Source organism: Cyanobacterium aponinum PCC 10605 (assembly GCF_000317675.1).
Classification (GTDB): Bacteria; Cyanobacteriota; Cyanobacteriia; order Cyanobacteriales; family Cyanobacteriaceae; genus PCC-10605.
On sequence record NC_019776.1, the window covers coordinates 184,096 to 209,313 of the forward strand.

A 25,218-nucleotide genomic window follows, 5' to 3' on the forward strand; every position below is an offset into this window, starting at 1 on the left:
AATTGCTTTATTTATTGTTAATAACATTAGCAACAATTTGACTTATTTTTTCACTAGCTCCAGCACTTCCTCTGAGTTTCTGCAAATCCGATTTTATTTGCTTCAATTTATCCTCATTATTCAACAAATCTAATACTAAATTACCCACTTCTTCTACTTTCAAATGTCCTATTAATTCAGGGACAATTTCTTTTTTTGCCCAGATATTAGGCCAAGCATAAAGTTTTTTATTTTTCACCGTATATTGAATAACTATCCAATTAATTAATTTAGCAAAATAATCACCAATAATTGGTAAGTTTGCCAATAACCCTAAGATTCCATCCCATGATTTCATTGCTGTTAGTTGATAGGTAGGAATTAAAACAATCATCGGCATAGTTAATGAGCCTAGTTGTGCGGTGTTTGCCCCTACGGTTGTTAAGCATAATTGACATTGTGTTATTTCTTCATAACAGGGAAATTTAGTGATTAATTTTATTTTTATTCCGTCAGATGTTTGTAAATAAAGTTGTTTATTAATAGTAATTAATTCCCCTGTAATATTACCTAATTGTTCAATTAAATTATTATTCTCTTTTTTCCCGTAACTAGCTAATATTTCTGGAGTAATAGTTGGAGCAACAGGAATGATAAATTCCACATTATTACTATATTTATATATATAAGATGCGATCGCCATTAAAAAAGGTACACCTTGGGTTAATTTTGCAGATTTAGAACCGGGCAAAAGTCCAATTTTAACTGTTTCATTACTTCCTATGTTTTGTAGGTTATTAGATGTTATATCCGCCATTAAATCCCCAACCAAATGGCATTTACCATGAAAATAGCTGGGTATTTTATCCAAAATAGATTGTTGCATCAAAGCAAAATAATCAATATACTTATACCATCTTGCATCCCATTCAGCATAAACTAAACTTAAAAAACCTAATCTTTTCGCAATAACAACAGTAAAAAATTGATCTCCTCCTAGAAATAAAACCAATCCTCGTTGATACCACTCCCAATTATCTATTGTTTTTCCCCATAATAAAAATGAGAAAAAATTTTCAGCTCCCAAAATACGGTTAATTTCAGGCAATTTACGGGCAATATTAACCTCATTACCCGTTGCATGAGGACAAGGAGATAAAATTAAAGAAATACGCAAATTTTCTTGATTAATAGTGGATAAAGAACGAATTTGCTTAACAATAGGTAAAACCCATGTTGTAATTTCCCCTGGCCCATTAGATAAAATTACTAAATCAAAATATGAGTCCACAATTTCTTAATCTTCCCAAGTTTCAGGTTGAATTAAATCAATAATATGATCTCTCAATAAATAACCATTAAATTCTAATTCTATTTCAATTGTGTGCCATTCTCCCGCAGGAATAAAATTACATAGAGTATAAATAGGTTGTTGTCTACTAATTAATCCTTTCGAGACTAATTCTTTCGCTTTTTGTTTAATAATACCCACAGAATAAATAGTTTTAACACTCATAATTTTATCCCATTAATAACATCTATTTCAATACAACTCAAAGAGAATTCATCTGGAAAACTATCTGGTAAAAATTAAGATTGACTGATATTTATCAATAGTATAAATAATTCATATTGATAATATAAGATAACAAAGAATCTATTGATTATTCTTGATGAGCTTTACTGAAAGCATATATAAAAACAGTCAATTTTTACTAAAAAAACTGCAAAAATTCTGTTGATAAATTCCCAAGTATCTTTTTTTTACTAACTCCTAAACAAATAAGTATTTGCAAAAAAGTTAGAGAGTTATTACTCATTATCTCAGATAAAAATACTTTTACTAGACTGAAAAAGTAATCTTAATCTTTTCTTTAACTTATGAGCTAATCAACATTAACTGTTAGAATTCCTTTTATTTGGTAAATTATCAATCAGTAATTTGTAGTTAATTAAAATCTGAAACCTGCAACCTTACACCTAAAACCTGCCCCAGTTAAATATTCTTGTCATCAAACTGAGATTATAAAAACTTCTGACTTTTAACTACCACCTAATTTATCTCCCAAACCTGTCAGATAACTGATATAACTAAGCTAAATAATAAACCTGATTAACAAAAATGGGTCGCAAAGCATTATTATTGATTAATCGTCATTCCCGTAAGGGTGAAAAGTCTTTACCTTTAGCTGTAGAGTATTTTTATGCCCATGACTTGGAATTGATTATTAAACCAGTCAAAGATGCCCAAGAGTTGGGAATTGTAGTCAGAGAATACCATCATCAAATTGATTTTGTCATTGTGGGCGGTGGTGATGGAACTTTGAATGCGGTAGTTGATAGCTTAGTGGAAACTAATTTACCCCTAGGTATTCTACCATTGGGAACGGCAAATGATTTAGCTCGAACCTTAAATATTCCTTTAGCTATGAGAGAGGCTTGTAATGTTATTGGTAACGGTAAATTAAAGTCTATTGATTTAGGGTGGGTTAACGGCAAGTATTTCTTTAATGTCGCCAGTATGGGTTTAAGTGTTGATATTACAAAAAAGTTGTCTCGTGGTGTGAAGCGTCGTTGGGGAGTTTTTGCCTATGCCATCACAGCATTACAAGTTATCAGCACTGCTAGGCGTTTTTCTGCCACTATTAAGGTGGATAACGAAACTTTACCCGTTAAAACCGTCCAAATTGCGATCGGTAATGGTAGATACTACGGAGGTGGGATGGCGATCGCAAATGATGCCGCAATAGATGATCAAAGACTTGATTTATATAGCATTGAACTACAACACTGGTGGCAAATATTCCCTTTAATTTGGCATCTACCAAAAGGAGAACATCATCAATTACAATGGGTAAGGACCATAGAAGGCAAAGAAATAGAAATCCACACTTATAAATCTTATAGTGTCAACACCGATGGTGAAATTACCACTATTACCCCAGCTAAATTTAAAGTTATTCCTCATGCTTTAAAAGTTTTTGTACCCTAAATATTATGACTCTTCAGAATGTGGTCATGATAAATTAATAGAAAAGAATTTTTGTAATGCCTGAATACTATTCATGGCAGAATATAAGCTAAAAATTTATAAATTATTATTTAATAATTGTCTATTGCCTCTTGCCTACCCTAACTAATAATTCACGTATTCAAAGTAATAGAGCCTAAAATATCTTTGCCTCTTAACTTTTTCCTCTCTCCATAAGTGTTTTCTGACTATGAAAACTATTGATTATTTCACTGGGGGCTTGTCAAAAAAGGGGTCAATATAAGATAATAGTAGATTGTGTATAAAATTACTCCCATAGTAACTTAAGCTAAAAAAATGGCAAGTAAAAAAGGTGTCCGTATTATCATCACTCTTGAATGTACAGAGTGTCGTACAAACCCTGACAAACGTTCTAAAGGGGTTTCTCGCTATACTACCATGAAAAATAGAAGAAACACCACTGGTAGAATGGAAATTAAAAAATTCTGTACCCATTGCAATAAACATACTATTCACAAAGAAATTAAATAGTTTTATTCGGTACAATTTTCAAAAAATTAAAGTAAAAAATTAAAGGTAAATTATGGCTTATTTTCGTAAAAGATTATCTCCTATTCCTCTAAATCAAAAAATAGATTATAAAGATTTAGAATTACTCCATAAATTCGTAACGGAAAGAGGGAAAATGCTTCCTCGTCGTATCACTGGCTTAACCGCTCGTCAGCAAAGAGATTTAACCAATGCTGTAAAAAGAGCTAGACAATTAGCTTTATTACCTTTCTTAAACGTGGAAGGTTAAATTTAATTTGAAGGTTTAGTCGCTAATATTCTAAATCACTTTAATGTGTAAAAAAGACTCCCGTTAACTTTTCCCAAACGGTTATTATTCTTTTCAATTAACGGGAGATATATAGCAATTAAATTTAAGTTCTGAGATGGATTTTTATTAAAATAATGTAACGTTTAGTGTTTTTATTGGAAAATTATTGATTGAGCTTTTCGAGGCTTTAATAAATACAATAAAAAATATCACAACCTATTGAGAACTGCTATACTAAACTAAGTACCATCATTGCTTTAAAAATTGGGTGCGTAGCTCAGTTGGATAGAGCACCAGATTCCGGTTCTGGGTGTCGGGGGTTCAAATCCCTCCGTACTCGTAGCTATTTGGTTGACAAGCAAATGAAAATTAGCTAGAATCATTTAATGTCTTTAAACTAATTTATAATTTCTTTCTAAATTATATTTGGCGACAGCCGAAGACAGCAGGGGCAATAGCTTAATCATCCTGCCTAGGTTGATGCGAATTACAGATCAAACATAAGGTCTGTCTCAAGATTAACTAACTATAGTAAAAATCTACCGCGATACATCAACCTAATGCCGTGCAAATTGTAGCAAGGCTTTTTTTATTGTCTGTTGGTTAATAAATCAAAAGTTTAATCACTCCCTTGAGTTAATCAATGGCGCAAAAAAGAACATAAAACACCCGAGGAGGTGAGAGTCATTTCTAAGTCATTAGAGAGTAAAAAACAAGAAGTAACTGAAATCAAACAGTTGCTAGAAAAATCTCGCTTGGCGGTGGTAATAGACTATCAAGGGCTGACTGTTGCTGACATCACTAATTTGCGTAATCGCTTAAGAGAAGGCGGAACTATCTGTAAAGTAACCAAAAATACTTTAATGGGTAAAGCCATCGAAGGTGATGAAAATTGGCAACCGATGACCGAGTTTTTGAAGGGTTCTTCTGCGTTTATTTTGGCGGATGAAGAAAACATCGGAAGTGCAGTTAAAGCCTATCAAGCCTTTGCGAAAGAGAGCAAAAAAACAACTCTTAGAGGTGGTGTGATGGAAGGTAAAGCCCTCAGTGAAGCTGAGGTTAAGGCTTTAGCAGATTTACCCACCAAGGAACAACTTATTGCTCAAATTGCAGGTTCGATCAATTCTATTACTGCAAAAATTGCGATCGGAGTCAAAGAAGTACCTGCTTCTATTGCTCGTGGTATCGAAGCCTACAGAGCCAAGCAAGAGGAAGAAGCGGCTTAAGAGTCGTAATTTCAGTGTCGATTTTTTAGTGTTTACATAGTTTATAGGAGATTACATTTAATGTCTGATAAAGTTGCAAATATTGTTGAAGAGTTAAAGACTTTAACCTTATTAGAGGCTTCCGAGTTAGTTAAACAAATCGAGGAAGTATTTGGTGTAAGTGCCGCCGCTCCTGCTGGTGGTATGATGATGATGGCTCCCGGTGCGGCCGCTCCTGCAGAAGAAGTTGAAGAGAAAACCGAATTTGATGTTATTCTCGATAGCTTCGGTGATGCTAAAATGGGCGTTCTCAAAGTCGTTCGTGCTATCACTGGTTTAGGCTTAAAAGAAGCTAAAGAGTTAGTTGAATCTGCTCCTAAAGCTATCAAAGAAGGTATTAACAAAGAAGAAGCTGAAAACATCAAGAAACAGTTGGAAGAAGCTGGTGGTAAAGTAACCGTTAAATAGTTACTTGGCGTTAGGTTAGGTGTTAAGAGTTGGGAAATTTCCCAATTCTTCTTCTCAAGGTTAAAAAATATAAGGTTAAATAATTTTCCATAGGTCAAGATTTAGTTCTCGTCGCTCTACAGATACATCACTTAAGTAGCTTTTTCTCAGCATTAATTTTTACCATAACTCCAAAAGTAGATTATTCATCTTTTTTTGAAAGGAGTAATTGATCTGAATATTTTTTCTATATAATTCTTCAAATAAATTTTAGGAGATATTGAAATCAGGCAATTTTCTTAGGGGAAAAAAGAAGAATTTATGAGCATTCATTGCAATATTTCTCATATCCACAGCCAACTTGTTTGTGAAAATAAGTTCAACTACTATCTTGTCTCTCTTGAGAAATAAGCCTTAGCCCAGTCGAAATCACTATATGAGCTTAATAAAAATGGCGGGAGGCGGATTTGAACCACCGACCTTCGGGTTATGAGCCCGACGAGCTACCTGACTGCTCTATCCCGCGACGCATCTACTATGTTAACGTCTTTTCTTAACAAATGCAACCTTAATTTGAATATTTTTAAATAAGAGGGAGTTTTTGGTATTTTAGATAAAATCCTAGGATGATGAAAAGTGCGATCGCACTTGCACCTAAACCGATATAATTAGGAAGCCAGAAGACAGCTTGTAATTGATTGATTTGCCCTGCGGATAATTGAATATTGTATTGATTGTTGGGTAGTTTTTCCCATTGGGCAAATTCGTTGGTAGTGAGTTTAGCACCCAAAGGAAAATCAAACTGAATTTGTAGGTTAATTAAGTCTCCAGAAGAAATGATGATGTTACCTTCACTGGATACGACTCCCAAAGGAGTTAAATCTGCATCAAAATTAAGGGTGTTTCTCTCCAAAAACAATAAATTATTTTGTTTAATGGACATCTTTGCAGATAAATCCAAAAGACTATTAGAATTATCATCTGAGATTTTTTGAGAAGATTTATCACCCAATGTCGGAATAAAAAACTGGTTGAATTTCTTAACCAAATCTTGACCATTACTAAAAGGAATTGTCACCACTAATTCATCTTGAGAAAGTCTTTTACTCTTTCCTTGTAATTTCAATGCACGACGTTCAATACTATTTAACCACGCATTCCCTTCTTTTTCGCTGAAGTTGGTTAGTTGTTCACCCAATTTGATATGTTGAATCATTGTACCATGATTAGCCTGTGGGAATTGAATGCCGACATCATAGCGAACACATCCAGTTAAGCAAAGACATAAGGCTAAAAAAATAAATATCTTTTTCATGGAGATAAATAGCATTATTAATAAATTAAGTTACAGTTATTGACGACAATATTATCTATTCTTCTGAAGAATTAGAAGAGGCAAAAGATTGAACAAAAATTTCCCTTGTTATTGGTTGTTCTATAATTAATCCTTCTCCTCCTAAAACATCCAGAGGTTGCCCTTCTACACTAATCCAAACACTGGCATTAGGATCTAAACTACTAGCAGTATAAATGACTTGTCCTAATCTGGAAATCATTGACTCACTACCCCCACCGAGAGTAAATTCTTCTGATAAGTTTAGGTGAATACCATCTTCTTTTACTTCTAAATTCTCTAATTTTGTATCAGAGGGGATTGCACTATCCTGACTTTCTTCTTCAGATAATAACTGATTAAAAGCTGTAGTCAGGGCTGACTGAGGATTTTCTTCTTTTGTCAGGGGAATATTTTTGGGAGTTAATTGGAGATTTTCATCTAACAGGTATATTGCGACTTGCTGTTGTTGATTATTGGCTGGATTGTCAGGAATTACTTCTACATCTGTAGGGGCGGTGTCATCTGGTTGACTAACTTGATTTTTCGACTCTAGGTTACTATAAGCATACCATGCGGCAAAAGTCCCTACTGCTAAAACTGTAGTGGCAATGGAAGCAATAATTTTAGTCGAGAAAAAAGAATTTGGTTTTTGATCTTTTGCCATAATTGTTACTGTAATTGATAGTGACTACTTAGTTATTTATTTTATGGGGATTGGTTATCAAGATGAACAAATCCTGCGATTTCCAATTTATTATCCTCTATCTTAAATTTTAATAGCCTTGCAATAACGCCGTATTTTTCTAGCTTTTGTAAGGTTAACTGAGTATTTATGTTATCAGCAAATCCTTGTAATAGTTTAGATGATAGTTGTCTGTTGTTTAATGTTCCCTTAACATCTGTAATTCTTAGTTTATGACCCTTAATTAAGTCTAGGGTAAATTCTAAATTAATATTTAACAATTCTTCTTTTCTAATGGGTAATTTGGCTTTAGTATCGATACGAATACGGTTATTTGTTTGTAAATCTAATTTTAGATCCATAATTTGAACATCGGATTCTTCTGCTAATTTAGCCATAATTGATTTTGCTTGAGAAGACGTAAGTATGTTGTTCAAATCATCTTGATTAATAATAATTCTTCCCGCTAAATTAAGAGGCGAATTTAGTATTTTTTTCCACTCATTTTGTTCTATTTTCTTGAGATTTCTTAAGTAAGATAAGTTAAGGTTGATTTCATCGGTTTCTATTTCGACTAATTCCAAGGAAATATTCTCACGAGGTTGCCATTCTTTGAGACTAATTTGAATAGAATCTGCTTTTCCTTTTAAAAGTTGGTGAGTGGGAACACTATTAACTCTAACATCTATTTGCCTTACTTCTTCTGAGTTTTTTTCAATTACTTTGGTTAAAGAATTATTAACAAATAATCCCCCGAAAGATAAGCTCGATACTATAATGGTTAGTATAGTAGTAAAAATTTCCATATTATTTATATTTTAATCAACTTTTAGATATTTTTATTTATTAGCGTTAATATTCTACATCTTAATATTATTTTTTTGTTCAATATTAGTATTTTTCTATTTAATCTTGGAAGTATTCAGTTAATAAAGAAATGTATTTATTGCTTTGTTTATGGAGTGATAATTTATACAGTAAACTCGACAATAAGTGTTTGATGGTTTTTCATTGCCACTTTGAAAATTTGAAAAATGAGTGTTAAGTTACCACGGAATGAGGGAGATAAATTGATTGATGAAATCGCACCGACTAAAGAAGATTCTTTTTTAATTTATATTGTTGATGATGATAGAATAAATTTGAGTTTAATTGGTCGTTTTCTTCATAAAAGTGGTTTTAATGTTGTAACTAACACAGATATTTTTCAAGCAATTAGAGAAATTTGTCAATTAGTCCCGGATTTAATTTTATTAGATATTTTGATGCCTGATATAAATGGTTTTACGGCTTGTTCTTTACTAAAAAAATCAAGTAAAACTAAAGATATTCCCATCATTTTTTTAACTGCTTTAGATAGCTCAGAAGATAAAATTAAAGGATTAGAATTAGGTGCGATCGATTATATTACAAAACCAATTCATTACCCTGAACTTCTATCAAGGGTAAATACTTGTTTAAAAATTAGTAATTTAGCGAATAGTTTAAAGACACAAAACAGGCTTTTGAAATCAGAAATAGAAGCGAGAAAAAATGCCCAAATTTCTCTGCAAAAAGCAGAGAAAAAACTAAAAACAATTATTAACAATCATTTTCATAGTATGGTTGTTTTAGATTTAGATGGAAAGGTTTTATTTCTTAATGAAGAAGCGGAAAAATTATTCAATCGCACTCATGAACAAATGGTGGGAAATACTTTAGGTGTTCCTTTAGAGTTAAATAAAATTGGTGAGTTAGAAATACTGCGATCGCAATCTGAATTAATTACAGTAGAAATGAGAGCAGTACCAATTATTTGGAATGATGATAATGCTTATTTACTATCCTTTATTGATATTAGTGAAAAGAAAAAAATGGAGCAAGAATTAAAGATATTATATCGTGCTTCTGAACAAAGTCCAGCTTCAATTGTTATTACTAATGTGGAGGGAAATATACAATATGTTAATTCCAAATTTGAAACTGTTTCAGGATATAAAAAAGAAGAAGTAATAGGTAAAAATCCTCGTGTTTTAAAGTCGGGTTATACCCATGAAACCGATTATAAAAATCTGTGGAAGACAATTAGTAATGGCAAAGAATGGCAAGGAGAATTTCATAATAAAAGAAAAAACGGAGAATTATATTGGGAGAGAGCGCTAATTTCACCAATATTTAATTCTGTAGGGGCAATAACCCATTATATTGCAGTGAAAGAAGATATAACAGAAGAAAAACAGCAACAACTCCTTTTAAAATATCAAGCAAAATATGATTATTTAACAAAAATTCCTAATCGTAATTATGCGTTAGAAAAAGTACATAAACTGTTAAATCAAGCTGAAGAAAATAAATATAATACTGGTTTAATGTTTATTGATTTAGATCATTTTAAAGAAGTAAATGATACTTTAGGTCATGATTTTGGAGATGAATTACTAGTAGAAGTAACCATGAGAATGAAAGGAGAATTGCGTAGCACTGACTTATTAGCCCGTTTAGGGGGAGATGAATTTTTTATTGTTATTCCCATTGTTCAAAGTCGTCATGAATTACAAATTATTGCGAATAAAATTATTCAAATATTAAAAAAGCCTTTTTATATTTTTCAAGAAAAAATTTTTATTTCTGCCAGCATTGGAATCACTATTTTTCCCGAAGATGGACAGGAATTAAAACAACTTATTCGCAATGCTGATTTAGCAATGTATCAATCAAAGAAAAATGGAAGAGATCAATTTCAATTTTATCAGTATGATATGAACAAAGTTGATATTGGAAAATCCACTTTAGAAAAAAATTTTTTGAATGCCATTAGTAATGATGAATTTAAAATTGTCTATCAACCAGTCATCGATATTTTTACGGGAAAAATTGTTAGTGCAGAGGCTTTAGTGAGATGGGAAAATAAAGATTTAGGTTTGATATATCCAGAAAAATTCATTCCTTTTTTAGAGAAAAATGGCTTAATTTTAGTTTTAGAACAATGGATATTAGAAACTATCATCAATGATTTAAAATTTTGGGAAAGATACGAAGATTTACTTATAAGTATTAACTTATCTGAATATCAGTTTAAAAATGCAAAAATGGTTAAGAATATTAAAGATTTGACAGGAAAAAAACAACTACGACAATGTAATTTATGTATAGAAATAAAAGAAGAATATTTAGAGGAAAACAAAAAATTTATTGATAGTATCTTCAATGATATTAATTCGATTAATATTGAGTTTTGTTTAGATAATTTTGGTGCGGGACTAACATCAATTTCTAATCTTAGTAAGTTTCCTTTTAAACACTTAAAAATAGATCAGAGCTTAGTTCAATCTTTACCTAGAAATTCTCAAAATAAAAATATTATTGAATCAATTATTGCTGTGGCTAATATTTTGAATATTAAAGTTACCGCCAAAGGAATAGAAAGTAAAGCACAATTAGATTCTTTGAGAGCTTTAGGTTGCCATTATGGACAAGGTTATTTTTTTTCTCAACCATTATCAGCTCTTAATTTTATCACTTATTTAACCAAAAATACTAATTGAATATATTGGTTTAATAATAGAAATATTTATCCCTAAATATCTATTGGTGGGCTATGCCCACCCTAATTTTTTCCATATAGACTAATTTACCAAGAAATATTGGAAGTTACGGTTAAATCTAAATCTTCCTGAGTGTTAATGGAAATCAATTCTCTGTCTCTTGTACCACCAAATAAAAATCCAGCTAAAGCACCAAAACCAGCACCACCTAAAACTTCTTCAGTTGCGATCGCTTTATCTCCTGTTACTGCCGATATAAGGGTGGCGGCGGCACTTCCTGCCAATGCACCTTGCCAAATAGCGTCAGTGTTTCTACCATCAGATATTTTTTCTGTGCGAGTTACAATCTTAGAGTTAGCCTGAATAGAATACTGCTCACCATTAGGTAAAATAACAGTATTACCAACAAATCTTGAACCACTACCTGCAGGGCGAACTTCCCCAACAACCTCACTACCACGGGGAATAACAACTCTTCCTGAATTATCTTTTACATCACGAGTAACCACTAAGGTAACAGGTAAAGTTTCATCTTTAGTGACAAGTATTTTTTTCGCTGACGGTAAAGTAGTAGGAATAACAGTACCTGAATTTAAGTTAGCAGAATAATAGGTAGGATTTTTTCTATTTTGATTTACTTCGTTTTTGCGTTCCCATCCCGGAGGAGCGGATCTATAGTATTTGTCGGGTCTAGCTTCCACTGAAGCAAAACTACCCACCAAAGTAGTTAAAGAAAGACTTAAAACCATAAAACGAAGAGTTTTTGAAGTAAGAGAAATAGGTTTAAACATAACTAAATTACCCGAAGTAACGATAAACTATCTTTTTTGACGATAGCGGTTTCAATTTGTTCCTATTTTAGAGTTGCTGATTTTAGATATGATTTCTAAATTTAGGTGGAGAATGGGCAAAGGTTTGATAATTAAGAATTAAGAATTAAGAATCCCGTTCACGATTGAAAGGAGTGTACGAGCGCAAAGAATTTTCCGAACTCCGAACTCGTCTTTCCCCAATACCCTAATTCCTAGCTTTTTTTAGAAAGTAGTATGTGAAATATAAAGTAATCATAAATTATCGTCAGGCAAAAAATCAACTGAGGTAAGCTGAAAGTAAGGACTAGAAAATAATATCTGTAAGAGCGATCCCGAAGGGGCTACGCAGTAAGCATCTCAGTGCAAAAAAATAAGCCAACACGAGGAATAATTATGGCAACAGAAAAAGCCCACGACATCATGCGGTATCACCACAATCCCTTAAACTTCATGTTTGCACCCAAATCTGTGGCGTTAATTGGGGCTTCAGAAAAAGAAGGCAGTGTCGGGCGTACATTACTTTGGAATTTAATTACCCATCCCTTTGGTGGCACAGTTTTTCCTGTCAATCCCAAGAGGAAAAGTGTTATGGGAATTAAGGCTTACTCCTCTATTCAAGATGTTCCTGAAAATGTTGATTTAGCAATTATCGCAACTCCCGCAGTAACCATTCCCGACATCATTAGAGATTGCGTTAAAGCGAAAGTGAAAGGGGTAATAATTATTTCCGCAGGATTTAAGGAAATTGGAGCAGAAGGTTTAAGATTAGAAAAAGAAGTTCTTGCAGAGGCGAAAAAAGGTAACTTAAGAATAATTGGTCCTAATTGTTTAGGTTTAATATGTCCTCCCACGGGATTAAATGCTAGTTTTGCCAGTGCTAGTCCAAAAATGGGAAATGTTGCTTTTATCAGTCAAAGTGGGGCTTTTTGTACGGCAATTTTAGACTGGAGTTTTGCGGAAAATCTTGGTTTTAGTGCTTTTATCTCCATCGGTTCAATGTTGGATGTGGATTGGGGCGATCTAATTTACTATTTTGGGGATGATCCTTTAACTAAAAGTATCGTAATTTACATGGAATCCATTGGTAATGCTAGATCCTTTATTTCCGCCGCAAGGGAAGTGGCTTTATCAAAACCGATTATTGTCATCAAAGGAGGGCGTACCCAAGAAGCGGCTAGGGCGGCGGCTTCCCATACAGGGGCTTTAAGTAGTAGTGATAAGGTATTAGCGGCGGCATTTCGCCGTAGTGGGGTTTTACAAGTTGATACGGTGAAAGAAGTCTTTAACATGACTGAGATTTTGGCAAAACAACCTCGCCCAAAGGGTAGGAATTTGACTATTTTAACTAATGCAGGAGGTCCGGGGGTTTTAGCTACGGATGCACTAACGTGGGGAAAAGGAAAACTAGCCAAATTAAGCGACAATACCATCGAAGAGTTAAATAAAATTCTTCCTCTCCATTGGAGTCATAGTAACCCTATTGATATTTTAGGGGATGCTAATCCTGAACGTTATGCTAAAGCCCTTGAAATTGCGGCAAATGATCCCAATAGTGATGCATTATTAGTCATTTTAACTCCTCAAGACATGACTGATCCTACTAAAACGGCAGAGGCATTGGTGAAAGTGGCACAAAAGATTAAGGATAAACCGGTTTTAGCTAGTTGGATGGGAGGAGAAACCGTTGCTAAGGGTTCAGAAATTCTTAATAATGCTCATATTTATACCCAACCTTATCCCGATGATGCCGCCCGTTTATTTAATTTGATGTGGCGCTATAGTTATAATTTAAGGGGTTTGTATGAAACTCCCAGTTTTGGTGAGTCCGATGATTTTGTTAATCGTGACATTGCGGAAAATATCATCAATCATGCCCGTGAGCAAAATCGCACTCTTTTAACGGAATATGAGTCTAAGCAATTGTTAAAGGCTTATGGTATTCCTATTATCGAAACTATTATCGCTGAAAATGTGGAAGATGCGATCGCAGTTTCCGAAAAAATAGGTTATCCAGTGGTGTTAAAACTCCATTCCGAAACCATTACCCATAAAACCGATGTGGGGGGAGTCAAACTTAACCTGAAAAATGGCGATGAAGTGAAACAAGCCTTTTTGGAGATGCAAAGTCGCATATCAGCCAGTGACTTTTTAGGGGTAAGTGTGCAGAAAATGGCTAACCTTGAGGGTTATGAATTGATTTTAGGTAGTACTGTTGATCCTCAATTTGGGGCAGTAATCTTATTTGGCACTGGAGGACAATTAGTAGAAGTGTATCAAGATCAGGCGATCGCACTTCCTCCCCTCAATACAACTCTTGCCAAGAGGTTAATGGAACAAACCAAGATATATACTGCTTTAAAAGGAGTTAGGGGGAGAAAAAGTGTTGATTTAGAAAAATTAAAACAGATTTTAGTTTTATTCAGTCAATTAGTTCTCGAACAACCTTTAATTAAGGAAATTGACATCAATCCTTTATTAGTGTCAGGAAATCAACTTATTGCCTTAGATGCAAGGGTTTTGTTATACGATGCCACTATCTCTAAAGAAGATATAATTCCCCCTGCCATTCGCCCTTACCCTAACCAATATCTCTCCTATTGTCAGTTAAGCAACGGTAGAGAAGTGATAATTCGTCCTATTCGCCCAGAAGATGAACCCGAAGCAGTAAATTTTTGCCGAGATTTGTCTCAAGAAAGCGTTTATCTGCGATATTTTCACTCTATTAGCCATAAATCTCTTATTTCCCACGAACGTCTTGCTCGTATTTGTTTTATTGACTATGATCAAGAAATTGCTCTGGTGGCAGAATCATTGCAACCTGATAGTAAGGAAAAAGAAATACTTGCGATCGCCCGTTTAAGTAAGGTACACGGTACACCTGAATCTGCTGAATTAGGGATGTTAGTGAAAGATAAGTGTCAAAAACAGGGCTTAGGTAGTATTTTAGGGCAAAAACTTATCGAAATAGCTAAACAGGAGGAAATTAGGTCAATTATTGCGGAAATCCTCCCTGAAAATATAGGGATGCAAAATCTTTGTCAAAAGTTAGGTTTTCGGTTAGACAAGCATTCTGATGTGGTTAAGGCAGTTTTACAATTAAACTAGGAAATATTTAGGTTTATTGATTGAGATAGGGAAAAGGGAAACCCCCCTTTATCCCTAGGGTTTTTTCATTCTCAAAAATGTCAATTTTTGAAACTAACAAATAACCTCAGTTCGGTTTAAGAATATCTGATAAGGTTAGGTGTCAGGTGTCAGGTTGCAGGTTGCAGGTGGTAGGGGTTTTTAGCAAGGGGCTTAAGCCCCTTGTTTAAGTCAGTTCGGATTAAGGCAATTTTATCGTTATTTCTAAGAAGCTATAAGGTTTTTTGACTACGAGTTGGGATGCTTTCAGCTTATCCAAAACTCAGGTTAACAAATAGTAACAGATACAGGAGTTTTTAAGTATTAATTAATCAATTATTAAGAAAAAACGCTCCCCTCTACTGTGGGAGAGGGGTTGGGGGTGAGGGCAAGATAAGATAATTTTGCCCTGACTTTGAAAAAACCCTGCCTCGACAGGGGGGAGGGGAAGAGGGAATAATCAATAAAAAAACTCTGAACTTTAACTTTTATATTCAATAATAGTAAATTTTTGCTTATTTATCTTTTTCCACCAATATTGATATTGTCCTATAAATTGTGGAAATTTAGATAAAACACACCAATAAGCGTATAATTTTGCATTTTCTACATTATCACCAAAGTTAATTCTATAGCGATATATTTTCCAATATAAAAGTGCATAACTGAGCAATAAAAGCAAACTAATACCATTAGTAAAATAAGCTAAAACTATGGCACTAAAAGGTATAATAAAACCCCATAAATAACCGCTTTTAAGTTCTTTAATCATGTAATTTTCGGGCGGTTTTCCGTGCATAGCATACCCTTCTGCTACAGCCCATCCCCCCCTAATACTACGTTTCCACCACTGACTAAATTTGTACATAGCCGCATCGTGGTAAGTCATATCTAAATCAAGTCTTTCTATCTTCCAACCTTTCTCCCTTAGACGAATGCACATTTCAGGCTCTTCCCCACAAATTAGATCTTGTTTATAACCATTAACTTCTTTTAAGGCTGAAACCCTCATCAAAGCATCTCCGCCACAGGCTTTAACTTCCCCAATGGGAGTATTCCATTCCATATCAATAAGACGATTATAAAGGGATTTTTCGGGGTATTTTTCCCTTCTTCTTCCGCAAACAATAGCTAATGAGGGATTTTCTTCTAGTCTTTTCTTTGCTTTGTCTAACCATTGAGGATTTAATTCATAATCACCGTCAAGAAATTGGATATAGTTAATCTGGGGATAATGATTGACTATATACTTTAATCCTGTATTTCTGGCTCTAGCGGCGGTAAAAGCTATGGATAAATCCAGATTTAACACTATTACGCCCAATTCTTCTGCTTTATTTACACTATCATCCGTTGAACCTGAATCCACATAAATAATCGGATTTGTCTCTGGTAGTACTTTTTTAATCGATTGTAAAGAATTGACGAGGCGATCGCCCTCATTCCTACCAATGGTTACAACGGCAATGGAAGACATAATTTATCTGTTAAAGTTAGGAGTGAATTTAAGTTTACTGGTAATGGTAGGGAAAAGGAATATCTCGCCTAAAATTATAGAATAAAATAAAATTTTCAGTGAATTTGTGTTATGAATAGGGATGAGTAATTTAAAATTGAATTATAAACAAAAAAAATGAAAATAATTCGCATAGTAGAAAAGGTTAAAAATGGTCAAATTTTACTAAATTTACCTTCAGAGTTTTTAGGAAAATAGGTGGAAATTATTGTTTTAACAAAAGACTTTTCTGATAGGAAGAGAAAAAGTTTAAAAGGGATACTTAAAAACTATGCTAATCCTGAATTAATCACTTTGGAATCAAATGCTTGGGAAAATTATGTAGAGGAAAAATATGGCGATTGCTGATGGAAATATAATCCTTCGTTATCTTCTTAATGATCATGAGAAATTGTCCAATAAAGCAGAAGAAATACTTGAAAATAACAAGATAATATTACTTCTTCCCGTTGCTTGTGAAGTGGTATTTGTTTTGCAAAAAGTCTATAGTAGTTTTAATTAAGACTGTAACAATAATATAATTAAATAAATATTGATTTCTCTCACAACGTTAAACTATATGCCCCTTCGGGAAAATCTTTAGATGAAATTATCCGTGATTATTGCACAAATTAAATGTAACTTTCTTATTTGAAATTACTATATATATATTATTATTTCTCTTTTGTTGGTAAAATAATACGAGCTGGAACACCGACAGCAGTAGCACCTTCAGGGACATCTGTTAAAACGACAGCATTCGCACCAATTTTTGCATGGTCTCCAATGGTAACACTTCTAATAACTTTAGCCCCTGCATGAATGTCCACATGACCACCTATTTTCACGCCTTTAACAATAGTGACTTGTTGCAAAATCAAACAGTTTACCCCAATTTCTACATCAGGATGAATAACAACACCATTAGGATGAGTGAGAACTAAACCTCCGCCCATTTTCTTGGTATTGAGATGAATTTCTGCACCAGTGACAACACTCCAAAAACGATGTTGCAGAGCATTCCATTTCATAAAAATAGCTTTGAAGGGGAAATTACTGGATTGCCATTTTTGATATTCCCTAATGGATTTTAGCAGTTGTTTAGAAGGAGACCACCATTTTTCTATTTTTTCTCTCTGCCAATCCGCTTCTGTTGCAGATATACTCTGACTCATAAATATACTCTAAGCCAAATTATTAATTTTTAATTCCTAATTCCTAATGGATTTTAACTTTTCCATTTGATATTACAACCAAGACTAGGTTTTTGATCAGGGTTAATGGGTTTACCTGCCAATAAAGATGCGATCGCATCTCTTAAGTCCTTTCCTGTTACGGGTATATCTAAACTAGGGCGACTATCATCTAACTGTCCTCGATATACTAATCTAAAATCGCTGTCAAATAGATAAAAATCGGGGGTACAAGCCGCTTGATATGCTTTTGCGACCTCTTGAGTTTCATCATAGCAAAAAGGGAAATTAAAGTTGAGTTTCTCTGCCATTTGCTTTAAATTTGCGGGGGAATCATCAGGATAATTTTCCGCATCGTTACTACTAATTGCCACAATGCCTAAATTCTGACTACCATAGTCATGACCAATTTTTGCTAATTCTTGCTCAACGTGTTTCACAAAGGGACAATGCTGACAAATAAACATCACTAATAACCCCTTACATCCCTGAAAATCTTTCAGAGAAATAATTTTTCCTGATACCGTATCTGGTAAATTGAAATCAGGTGCGATCGTACCTAAAGGTAACATAACTGAAGGTGTTCGAGCCATAACAAAGAATTAAAAATTACAAGTTAAGAATTATGAAAAGGGAACAGCCAACAGGGAACGAGCAACAGTATATACTAAAATAGTTACTCAAATTCTTGTACACTCGCCATTTTTCTCTCCTCACTCGCTACTCCCTAATCCTCAATATCCTATCATGAAGCTACCTAAACCGAAAATGAGTCTTAATACCCGACTGCTTCTTTCTCACCTAGCAGTAATGATGGTGGGTTTAGGTACATTCGTTTTTATCGCCAAAGTATCTTCACCTCAATTTTTTATCTTACGTTTGGAACAATTAGAAAGAAGGGGTTTTATTACTTTTAGATCCGCCAGAACCTATTTAATTGACGGTTTCCACACTGCTTGGAATCGTAGCACATTCTGGTCTTTTATTGTTGGTGGTAGTAGTGCAGGATTTTTGAGTTATTGTCTCAGTCGTCGTATTATGAAGCCTTTACAGCAAATGAAGGAAATTACCCAACAGTTTGCAGCGGGAAATTTAAAAGAGAGAATGCCTGAAAGTGATATTTTAGAGTTAAATCAACTCAGTATTAGCTTTAATCGTATGGCTAGTTGCTTAGAAGATGTAGAAAGTCGGCGACGGGATTTAGTTAGTGATTTAACCCATGAGTTACGCACCCCTTTAACAGTTGTTAGGGGGTATTTGGAGGAGTTGGCAGGAGGAGAAATCGAGCCTTCTCTTCAATTATATGCCAATTTAGTCAGGGAAACTAAGCGATTAGAATGTTTAACCCATGATTTGCAAGAATTATCAAAAGCAGAAGCTGGTTATCTCTCTATTGATTTACAATCCGTCAATTTGCTTCCCTTATTAAAAAATTTAATCTCTCGATTTTCTGATCAACTATTAGAAGATGGACCGACTTTAAGCCTTGATTCTCCTGAAAGTTTACCTTTAGTTATAGCAGATCTCGATCGCACCGAACAAATATTAGTTAACCTCATTGGCAATGCCATCAGATATACAGAAACAGGAGAAATTAAGATTAAGATAGTGGAAAAAGGCTCTTATCTTTGGTTAGAAGTAATTGATACTGGTATTGGTATTCCTCAAGAAGATTTACCTCATGTTTTTGAAAGATTTTGGAGAGGCGATCGCTCCCGTTCGAGTTATTCTGGAGGTAGTGGTATTGGTCTAGCTATTTCTAAGAAACTGGTTGAATTACAGGGAGGAAAAATAGAAGTAGAAAGTCAATTAAACAAAGGTACTGTTTTCCGTTTTTCTCTACCCTTAAGCACCTAAACCCAGTTCAGATGATAGCCCCTCGGTAATGGGCAAAGGTGAAGAATAAGGAGTACTCTCCGAACTCAAAACCTTCCCAATTTATTTATTATTCCAGCTAACTATCAACGTCACTTTCATTATCTGTGCCTAAGTAAACAAGTCCTTGTTCAATCTTAAGGGTGACAAAACTAGCATCTCTAATTAATGTGGTTGCGTCTTTAACTCCAACAATGACGGGAATGCCCAAACGCATCCCGATTTGAGCTGCGTGCGATCGCACTCCAGTTTCCTCAGTAACAATAGCAGAGGCAAGACGCATAAAGTCCACATATTGATTATCAGTACTTTTTGTTACTAATATATCTCCTGCTTGAAAATTACTAGCTTGAGTAATATCATGAACGACTTTTGCCCTACCAGTAATAGCTCCTTGTCCGATACCTATTCCCGCTTCTAATAAGCCTTTAACAATTTCCACTTTGATTAAATCCGTTGACCCAGAAACCCCCTGCAATGTACCTGCGGTCATCACCACTAAGTTGCCATCTTGTAATAAGCCTTTTTCTCTAGCAACATTAATTGCCGCTTGAAATACTTGTCTTAAACCGGGTAAATCTAAAAGTAATAAGGGTTTAACCCCCCAAACTAACTGTAATTGACGAGAAACATTGACATGGGGAGTAATAGCAAAAATGGGAGTTTGAGGGCGGAATTTAGAAACGTTACGGGCAGTTGCTCCACTTTTTGTTAAGGTCATAATTGCTGAAGCGTTTAATTGTTGGGCAATTTGACCTACCGCACCAGCGATCGCAGTTGGGATATTATGGTTATGACTAGAAGACTCTGAGTAATTGAGGAAAGACGCAAAACTACTACCTTCTGCTGATTCAGCTAACATTTTACCCCTTTCGTTTTCAATTCTGGTGGCGATTTTTGCCATGGTTGCCACCGCTTGGACTGGGTAATCTCCCACGGCAGTTTCATTGGATAACATGACCGCATCTGTACCATCTAAAATGGCGTTTGCCACATCCGAAACCTCTGCACGGGTGGGGCTAGGACTTTTCACCATACTATCAAGCATTTGAGTTGCCGTAATAATAGGAATACCCAGACGGTTGGCAGTACGAATTAGGCGTTTTTGTAAAATTGGTACTTCTTCAGGAGGCAATTCTACCCCTAAATCACCCCTAGCAACCATTACCCCATCACAGAGGGATAAAATTTCTTCCATTTGTTCGATCGCTTCATGCTTTTCAATCTTAGCAATCACAGGTGTTGATTTCCCAGCATTAGCAATTAAATCCTTGATTTCTAAAACATCTTGAGGATTACGCACAAAACTTAACGCAACCCAATCCACCCGTTGATCTAAACCGAACATTAAATCAACTTTATCTTTATCTGTTAATGCTTTTACAGAAAGACGTACATCGGGGAAATTCACCCCTTTATTACTAGATAAAACACCCCCAACCACTACCTGACAATGAAGATCCTTGTTTTCTAAATCAATTTCCTTGACTTTCATTTCTACCCTACCGTCATCGAGGAGAATACGGGAGTTGATGGGTACTTCTTCTGCTAAATTTTCATAACTAATATAACCAATCTCCTGAGTACACTCTACATTCCTACTGGTTAAAATATAGCGATCGCCCTCTGCTAATGTAATTGAACCACAATTAAACTTTCCCAAGCGAATTTTCGGTCCTTGTAAATCTTGTAAAATACCGATAGGCTTATTTAATTCATTTTCCGCTTGACGGATAAGGCGAATACTACGTTGATGATCATCATGAGTGCCATGAGAAAAATTAAGACGAAAAGTATTTGCACCTGCTAGAATCATTTTGCGCAGGGTTTCGGGATTAGCACAAGCAGGACCAACCGTTGCTACAATCTTAGTACGACGGGAAAATTTGTCAGACATTCCTATTCTTCTTCAACAATTTTGTGGTTGATATTATATCCTACTTTGACACCTGTCGCTTTAAATATCCTCATTCTACACGAGTTCGGAATTAGGAAAGAGGTTGTAGGTTTCAGGTTTCAGGTATTAGGGTGATGAGGGGATGAGGAGGAAATTAATTAAACACTGTTGCCCTCCCCCCTCTCGAGGGGGGATAAAGGGGGGTTTGCCTCTTACCTCTTGCCTCGTCTTAATTACTAATTCCTAATTATTATGGGGAAATTATTTGCTTTTTTGTTGATTTTTTGCCTGTTCTAACGCAACCTCTTTCATCGCTTCAAAGGAATTACGATTAGATGTACCTTCAATGGCTTTTACGGCTAAATCTTGAACTTGTTTCAATGCAGATTCTAACTGATGAGATAAGTTATTAATGCGGTTTTCATTATTATTAATTGTTGACTCTAAAGCCTGTATTCTTAATAAATAATTTTGGGTTTCTCCTTCAATTTCTTTCTGTCTTAAATCCGCTTTAACTTTGGCTTGATAAGTTCCTATTCCTTTTCCTTCTTCTTTCGCTTTCTTGATTTCTAAACTTAATTTTTCCTCAAATTCTTTTACTTTTTGTTTAGTTTCTTCATATTCTTTTTCCTTTTCAAAAATAGCTTTTTCTCTTTCTTCCCATACTTTTTCTTGTTGCTGTTTAGTTTCTTCTAATTCTTTATAAAAATTATTGATTTCCTGTTCATAGCTCTCTTGATTTAGTTGTCTTTCTAATTGCAAATTATAATAATATTCATCTTGTTCTCTTTGTTTATTGGTATTATAATTATCGTTACGAATTTTGATTTCCCGTTGTTTGGTTTCTTGTTCTTTTTGCCATTCTTTACTTAAATTTTCTAACTCTTGTCTTAAACTTTCTTCTCTTTGACTATATTCTAAAATGAAGTTTTCTTCACTGGTTTGATAGTTATTAATTAACTCATCTAATGTATTTTCTTCAATGGTTTCTAAATCATGTAATTCTCTTAACTTGTCAATTTCTCCTTGAATTTCTGTTTGTAATTTCTCCACCGTAGAAGCCTCTGTTATTAGTTGTTCTGAAAGTTGACTCACAGCACCCCCAAAACTAACTTGTAATGTTTCTAAATTTTGGATTATTTGACTTATATTTGCATTAGATATATTCATAGTTTTTTCTTCATTTTTATCAGTGTTTTTTTTCTGGTCAGTCGTCTTATTTTCAGGGATTGGTGGTGTTTTTTCTAATGGTAAATTAAGGTTTTGCCCTGCTTTTAATTTATTTTCTAACTCAGTTTTTTCCTTTTCTAATTCTTTATAAGCTGATAAGATTTCTGCTTTTGTATTTTTTGAATTAATCGCCATTTTTCTACTCCTAATTATTTTTATATTTATTGTTTAATTATTATTAGATTGAAAGGCTTTTAAGGCTAAACTTTGAGCTTGATTTGTTGCATTTTGTAATTGAAGTGCGATCGCATCTATTTGTTGATTTTGTTGAGCAATTTTTGCCTCTAAAGATTGAATCTTAAACTCATAACCTTGCTTCGTAGCTTCCCATTCTTTCTCTACTAAATTGGCTTTAACTTTTGCTTCTCTATCTGCCTCCTGAATAGCTTCGCTACGGGCTTTATTAACTTCAGTTTTAATTTGTTCTTCTAATTGAGCAATTTTCTCTTGATTAGCTTTAAATTCTTCCTCTTGACTAGCTAAAATATTTTCTCTTTCTTGCCATAGTTTATTCTTTTCTTTTCCTAGTAAATTCAATTCTCTTTCTTGATTCCTTTTTGTTTCCTCATATTCATCCATTTCTCGTTTTCGACTAATTTGTAAATTATAGTTATAATCTGCTTCTTCTTTTGCCCTTGCTTCTTCTAATAACTTAGATTCTTCTGCTATTTTTATTTCAAATTCTGCTTGTTCTTTTTCCCAATTTTTTCTTAATTTCTCCTGTTGAATCTCAATTAATTTTTTACTTTCTTCAATCTGATTTTCTAATAATTTTAACTTCTCTTGATGTTCTTGTCTAAGAATATATAAACCATCAGCTACTAAGCGAATTTGTTTTAATTCTTCTAGTCTTTTAGCTTCAACAGTAATCGCCTTTTTTAAGTCAATTAATATATTAGATTCGTTTTCCAATCTGGTGGCAATTTCTTTGGTTAAATTTCCAAAATCTAACTGTAAAGTTGCCATACTATTAACAATATTATTAACGGTATAATCCGCAACTTTGGTTAACAAAACCTTATTTTTTTCCTTCTCAATTGCTTCCTCTTTTGTCGTAATCTTGGCTTCTTGTTGCTGATATTGATTTAGTAGCCGATGAAATGCCGACATTATTTGCACTTTTGTGGGCTGTAACTCTGCTTGACTCATAACCTTAAACTTGATTTTTTATTCAACATGATATTATGATATTAACTAATGTTGAATTTTTAGTCAAGTAAAAGTTGAAAATTTTTTCAAATATTTAATTATGATAGAAGTAAAAACCTTTGGAGAGTTGATAAAACAAGCCAGAAAAGAAAAAAAGTATAGTCAAAGAGAGTTAGCCGATAAATTGGGAATAGACTTTACTTACCTCTCTAAATTGGAGAATGATAGGGGAAATCCACCAAAAGAAGATATTATTCGTCAATTAGCTCAATATTTAACCCTAGATGAAAATAAACTTATTTTTTTAGCTGGAAAAATTCCTTCTGAAGATGAGGAATTAATTAAACAACATTATAAAGATATGCCATTATTGTTTAGACGAATGAGGGAAAATCCAGAGTTTGCCGCAAAAATTTTTCGTCAGGCAAGGGAAATAAATTAACTGAAAATTGCCGAAAAGTGGTGTCAGGTTTAAAGGGATAAATGAGTAGAGAGAAAGGGGGATGGGGTGATAGGGTGATGAGGTGAGAGAGGGAAACCAATTTTTAATTCCCTTTGCCCTTTGATTTTGCCCCTTTCCCCTTGATTACCAATTACTTTAATTGTTTGTTTTTATCAATCAAAACACCTTTAAAGCACCCTCTAACTATAAATGCAAAACGCCACAAAAGCTCAACAGAATAAGCAATTGTAGCGTTATTTGTTACTTTGAATGTTTTTTACTAAAATTGGGGTTTAATAGTACGACGTCTTCTTCTCACTGGTTTTTTAGAATAAGCATCTCCTGATTCTTTGTTGGGAGAAGATGAAGTTATTGGAGGGCGAGAATTTCTACTTCTATTTCGCCCTTGTTCGTCATAAATTTCTAAGTATAAGGTATCCCCAACAATGTTTGCTGCAGTTTGTAAAACTGTTTTTACTGCCTGAATATTACGTCCACCCCTACCATATATTCTTCCCTTGTCATTTTCTTCAAAAGCTAGGCGAATCCAGACTCTTTTTGTACTAGGTACTAATTCGCAATCGAAATTTAACAATTCGGGAGATTCTAATAAAGGTTCAATTAAAAAACGTACTAAACCATCATAATCGGGTTTTGTTCCATCAGGAAGGGGAAAGTTTATGTCACTATTAAGCATTTACTTGTTCAAATACTTTTGCTTTTGTCAAAATACTGCGTACAGTTTCAGTTGGTTGAGCACCTTGTTTTAATCTGGTGACAATAGCAGGTACATTTAATCTAGTTTCGTCATTTCTAGGATTATAGAATCCTAATTCTTCTAATACTTTTCCATCACGGCGACTGGTACTATTCATCGCAACAATACGGTAACTTACTTCTCTTTTTTTTCCTAATCTTTTTAAACGTAATTTAACCATATTAACTTAATTAGTTTACAACTATATAACTTTAGTGAATATTTATTTAACCTATACTATGATACTGAAATTTATGCAC

24 protein-coding genes, 2 tRNA genes and 1 other annotated feature are annotated in these 25,218 nt (G+C 34.0%); of the genes, 11 read left to right on the plus strand and 15 right to left on the minus strand.

The genetic code is table 11. From position 1 onward, the window contains the following. Window positions 1-7: 7 nt before the first annotated feature. A complete protein-coding gene (locus CYAN10605_RS00755) occupies window positions 8-1,270 on the minus strand; it encodes a glycosyltransferase family protein (RefSeq protein ID WP_015218040.1) in 1,263 nt (420 codons plus the stop codon). A 6-nt stretch (window positions 1,271-1,276) separates the two neighbouring features. Then, window positions 1,277-1,495, minus strand: coding sequence for a DUF4327 family protein (locus CYAN10605_RS00760; RefSeq protein WP_015218041.1), 219 nt, complete (start codon window positions 1,493-1,495; stop codon window positions 1,277-1,279). Window positions 1,496-2,101: 606 nt separating this feature from the next. Here CYAN10605_RS00760 and CYAN10605_RS00765 point away from each other — a divergent pair. From CYAN10605_RS00765 to rplL, 6 genes are all read left to right on the plus strand, one after another. Next, entirely contained in the window at window positions 2,102-2,971 is an 870-nt protein-coding gene (locus CYAN10605_RS00765) for a lipid kinase (protein WP_015218042.1), read from the plus strand. A gap of 336 nt (window positions 2,972-3,307) precedes the next feature. Beyond that, window positions 3,308-3,502, plus strand: coding sequence for a 50S ribosomal protein L33 (gene rpmG, locus CYAN10605_RS00770; RefSeq protein WP_015218043.1), 195 nt, complete (start codon window positions 3,308-3,310; stop codon window positions 3,500-3,502). Between the two features lie 52 nt (window positions 3,503-3,554). Beyond that, complete coding sequence (gene rpsR / locus CYAN10605_RS00775) at window positions 3,555-3,770, plus strand: 30S ribosomal protein S18 (RefSeq protein WP_015218044.1); 216 nt, start codon at window positions 3,555-3,557, stop codon at window positions 3,768-3,770. Window positions 3,771-4,057: 287 nt separating this feature from the next. Further along, window positions 4,058-4,131: transfer RNA gene (locus CYAN10605_RS00780), tRNA-Arg, on the plus strand. 78 nt (window positions 4,132-4,209) lie between these two features. Next, window positions 4,210-4,390 (plus strand) — a sequence feature (ribosomal protein L10 leader region). An 87-nt stretch (window positions 4,391-4,477) separates the two neighbouring features. Further along, window positions 4,478-5,017: a 50S ribosomal protein L10 gene (gene rplJ / locus CYAN10605_RS00785; protein ID WP_041922585.1), complete on the plus strand. Its 540-nt coding sequence runs from the start codon at window positions 4,478-4,480 to the stop codon at window positions 5,015-5,017. 60 nt (window positions 5,018-5,077) lie between these two features. Continuing rightward, entirely contained in the window at window positions 5,078-5,464 is a 387-nt protein-coding gene (gene rplL / locus CYAN10605_RS00790) for a 50S ribosomal protein L7/L12 (RefSeq protein WP_015218046.1), read from the plus strand. Window positions 5,465-5,895: 431 nt separating this feature from the next. Here rplL and CYAN10605_RS00795 read toward each other — a convergent pair. The 4 genes from CYAN10605_RS00795 to CYAN10605_RS00810 form a co-directional block, all read right to left on the minus strand. Beyond that, window positions 5,896-5,969 (minus strand) — tRNA-Met (locus CYAN10605_RS00795). Window positions 5,970-6,026: 57 nt separating this feature from the next. Then, window positions 6,027-6,758 carry a DUF3153 domain-containing protein gene (locus tag CYAN10605_RS00800; RefSeq protein ID WP_015218047.1) on the minus strand — a complete coding sequence of 244 codons (732 nt, stop codon included), beginning with the start codon at window positions 6,756-6,758 and terminating at the stop codon, window positions 6,027-6,029. A 55-nt stretch (window positions 6,759-6,813) separates the two neighbouring features. Beyond that, window positions 6,814-7,443 carry a GerMN domain-containing protein gene (locus CYAN10605_RS00805; RefSeq protein WP_015218048.1) on the minus strand — a complete coding sequence of 210 codons (630 nt, stop codon included), beginning with the start codon at window positions 7,441-7,443 and terminating at the stop codon, window positions 6,814-6,816. Window positions 7,444-7,484: 41 nt separating this feature from the next. Continuing rightward, complete coding sequence (locus tag CYAN10605_RS00810; RefSeq protein ID WP_015218049.1) at window positions 7,485-8,267, minus strand: LmeA family phospholipid-binding protein; 783 nt, start codon at window positions 8,265-8,267, stop codon at window positions 7,485-7,487. A 228-nt stretch (window positions 8,268-8,495) separates the two neighbouring features. On the opposite strand from CYAN10605_RS00810, the gene CYAN10605_RS00815 reads away from it, so the two are divergent. Continuing rightward, on the plus strand, window positions 8,496-10,985 hold the full coding sequence (locus tag CYAN10605_RS00815) for an EAL domain-containing protein (RefSeq protein ID WP_015218050.1): 2,490 nt from the start codon (window positions 8,496-8,498) through the stop codon (window positions 10,983-10,985). An 86-nt stretch (window positions 10,986-11,071) separates the two neighbouring features. Here the strand turns inward: CYAN10605_RS00815 and CYAN10605_RS00820 are convergent, their stop codons facing one another. Continuing rightward, window positions 11,072-11,776, minus strand: a complete 705-nt coding sequence (locus CYAN10605_RS00820) for a TraB/TrbI/VirB10 family type IV secretion system protein (protein ID WP_015218051.1) — start codon at window positions 11,774-11,776, stop codon at window positions 11,072-11,074. Window positions 11,777-12,190: 414 nt separating this feature from the next. Between CYAN10605_RS00820 and CYAN10605_RS00825 the strand changes: the two genes are divergently transcribed. Continuing rightward, window positions 12,191-14,902, plus strand: coding sequence for a bifunctional acetate--CoA ligase family protein/GNAT family N-acetyltransferase (locus tag CYAN10605_RS00825; RefSeq protein WP_015218052.1), 2,712 nt, complete (start codon window positions 12,191-12,193; stop codon window positions 14,900-14,902). A gap of 499 nt (window positions 14,903-15,401) precedes the next feature. Here the strand turns inward: CYAN10605_RS00825 and CYAN10605_RS00830 are convergent, their stop codons facing one another. Continuing rightward, window positions 15,402-16,397, minus strand: a complete 996-nt coding sequence (locus CYAN10605_RS00830; RefSeq protein ID WP_015218053.1) for a glycosyltransferase family 2 protein — start codon at window positions 16,395-16,397, stop codon at window positions 15,402-15,404. A 373-nt stretch (window positions 16,398-16,770) separates the two neighbouring features. On the opposite strand from CYAN10605_RS00830, the gene CYAN10605_RS00835 reads away from it, so the two are divergent. Further along, the gene (locus CYAN10605_RS00835) at window positions 16,771-16,938 is read left to right on the plus strand and encodes a PIN domain-containing protein (RefSeq protein WP_015218054.1); all 168 of its coding nucleotides are present in this window, start codon (window positions 16,771-16,773) and stop codon (window positions 16,936-16,938) included. Between the two features lie 151 nt (window positions 16,939-17,089). Here the strand turns inward: CYAN10605_RS00835 and CYAN10605_RS00840 are convergent, their stop codons facing one another. Both CYAN10605_RS00840 and CYAN10605_RS00845 read right to left on the minus strand, forming a co-directional pair. Further along, window positions 17,090-17,590, minus strand: a complete 501-nt coding sequence (locus CYAN10605_RS00840; RefSeq protein ID WP_015218055.1) for a serine O-acetyltransferase — start codon at window positions 17,588-17,590, stop codon at window positions 17,090-17,092. Between the two features lie 53 nt (window positions 17,591-17,643). After that, window positions 17,644-18,201 (minus strand): thioredoxin family protein, encoded by a 558-nt coding sequence (locus CYAN10605_RS00845; protein WP_015218056.1) that lies wholly within the window; start codon window positions 18,199-18,201, stop codon window positions 17,644-17,646. Between the two features lie 154 nt (window positions 18,202-18,355). On the opposite strand from CYAN10605_RS00845, the gene CYAN10605_RS00850 reads away from it, so the two are divergent. Further along, on the plus strand, window positions 18,356-19,465 hold the full coding sequence (locus CYAN10605_RS00850; RefSeq protein WP_041922391.1) for a sensor histidine kinase: 1,110 nt from the start codon (window positions 18,356-18,358) through the stop codon (window positions 19,463-19,465). Window positions 19,466-19,562: 97 nt separating this feature from the next. Here CYAN10605_RS00850 and pyk read toward each other — a convergent pair whose 3' ends face one another. From pyk to CYAN10605_RS00865, 3 genes are all read right to left on the minus strand, one after another. Further along, on the minus strand, window positions 19,563-21,380 hold the full coding sequence (pyk, locus tag CYAN10605_RS00855) for a pyruvate kinase (protein ID WP_015218058.1): 1,818 nt from the start codon (window positions 21,378-21,380) through the stop codon (window positions 19,563-19,565). Between the two features lie 261 nt (window positions 21,381-21,641). Further along, window positions 21,642-22,745, minus strand: a complete 1,104-nt coding sequence (locus tag CYAN10605_RS00860; RefSeq protein WP_015218059.1) for a coiled-coil domain-containing protein — start codon at window positions 22,743-22,745, stop codon at window positions 21,642-21,644. A gap of 33 nt (window positions 22,746-22,778) precedes the next feature. Further along, window positions 22,779-23,759, minus strand: a complete 981-nt coding sequence (locus CYAN10605_RS00865; RefSeq protein ID WP_015218060.1) for a coiled-coil domain-containing protein — start codon at window positions 23,757-23,759, stop codon at window positions 22,779-22,781. Between the two features lie 100 nt (window positions 23,760-23,859). Here CYAN10605_RS00865 and CYAN10605_RS00870 point away from each other — a divergent pair, with 100 nt between their 5' ends. Beyond that, window positions 23,860-24,201, plus strand: a complete 342-nt coding sequence (locus CYAN10605_RS00870) for a helix-turn-helix domain-containing protein (RefSeq protein ID WP_015218061.1) — start codon at window positions 23,860-23,862, stop codon at window positions 24,199-24,201. Window positions 24,202-24,481: 280 nt separating this feature from the next. On the opposite strand, the gene CYAN10605_RS00875 is transcribed toward CYAN10605_RS00870, so the two are convergent. Both CYAN10605_RS00875 and rpsP read right to left on the minus strand, forming a co-directional pair. Continuing rightward, window positions 24,482-24,898 carry a KH domain-containing protein gene (locus tag CYAN10605_RS00875; RefSeq protein ID WP_015218062.1) on the minus strand — a complete coding sequence of 139 codons (417 nt, stop codon included), beginning with the start codon at window positions 24,896-24,898 and terminating at the stop codon, window positions 24,482-24,484. Then, window positions 24,891-25,139, minus strand: a complete 249-nt coding sequence (rpsP, locus tag CYAN10605_RS00880) for a 30S ribosomal protein S16 (RefSeq protein WP_015218063.1) — start codon at window positions 25,137-25,139, stop codon at window positions 24,891-24,893. The genes CYAN10605_RS00875 and rpsP overlap by 8 nt, the downstream gene beginning before the upstream one ends. Window positions 25,140-25,218 lie beyond the last annotated feature (79 nt).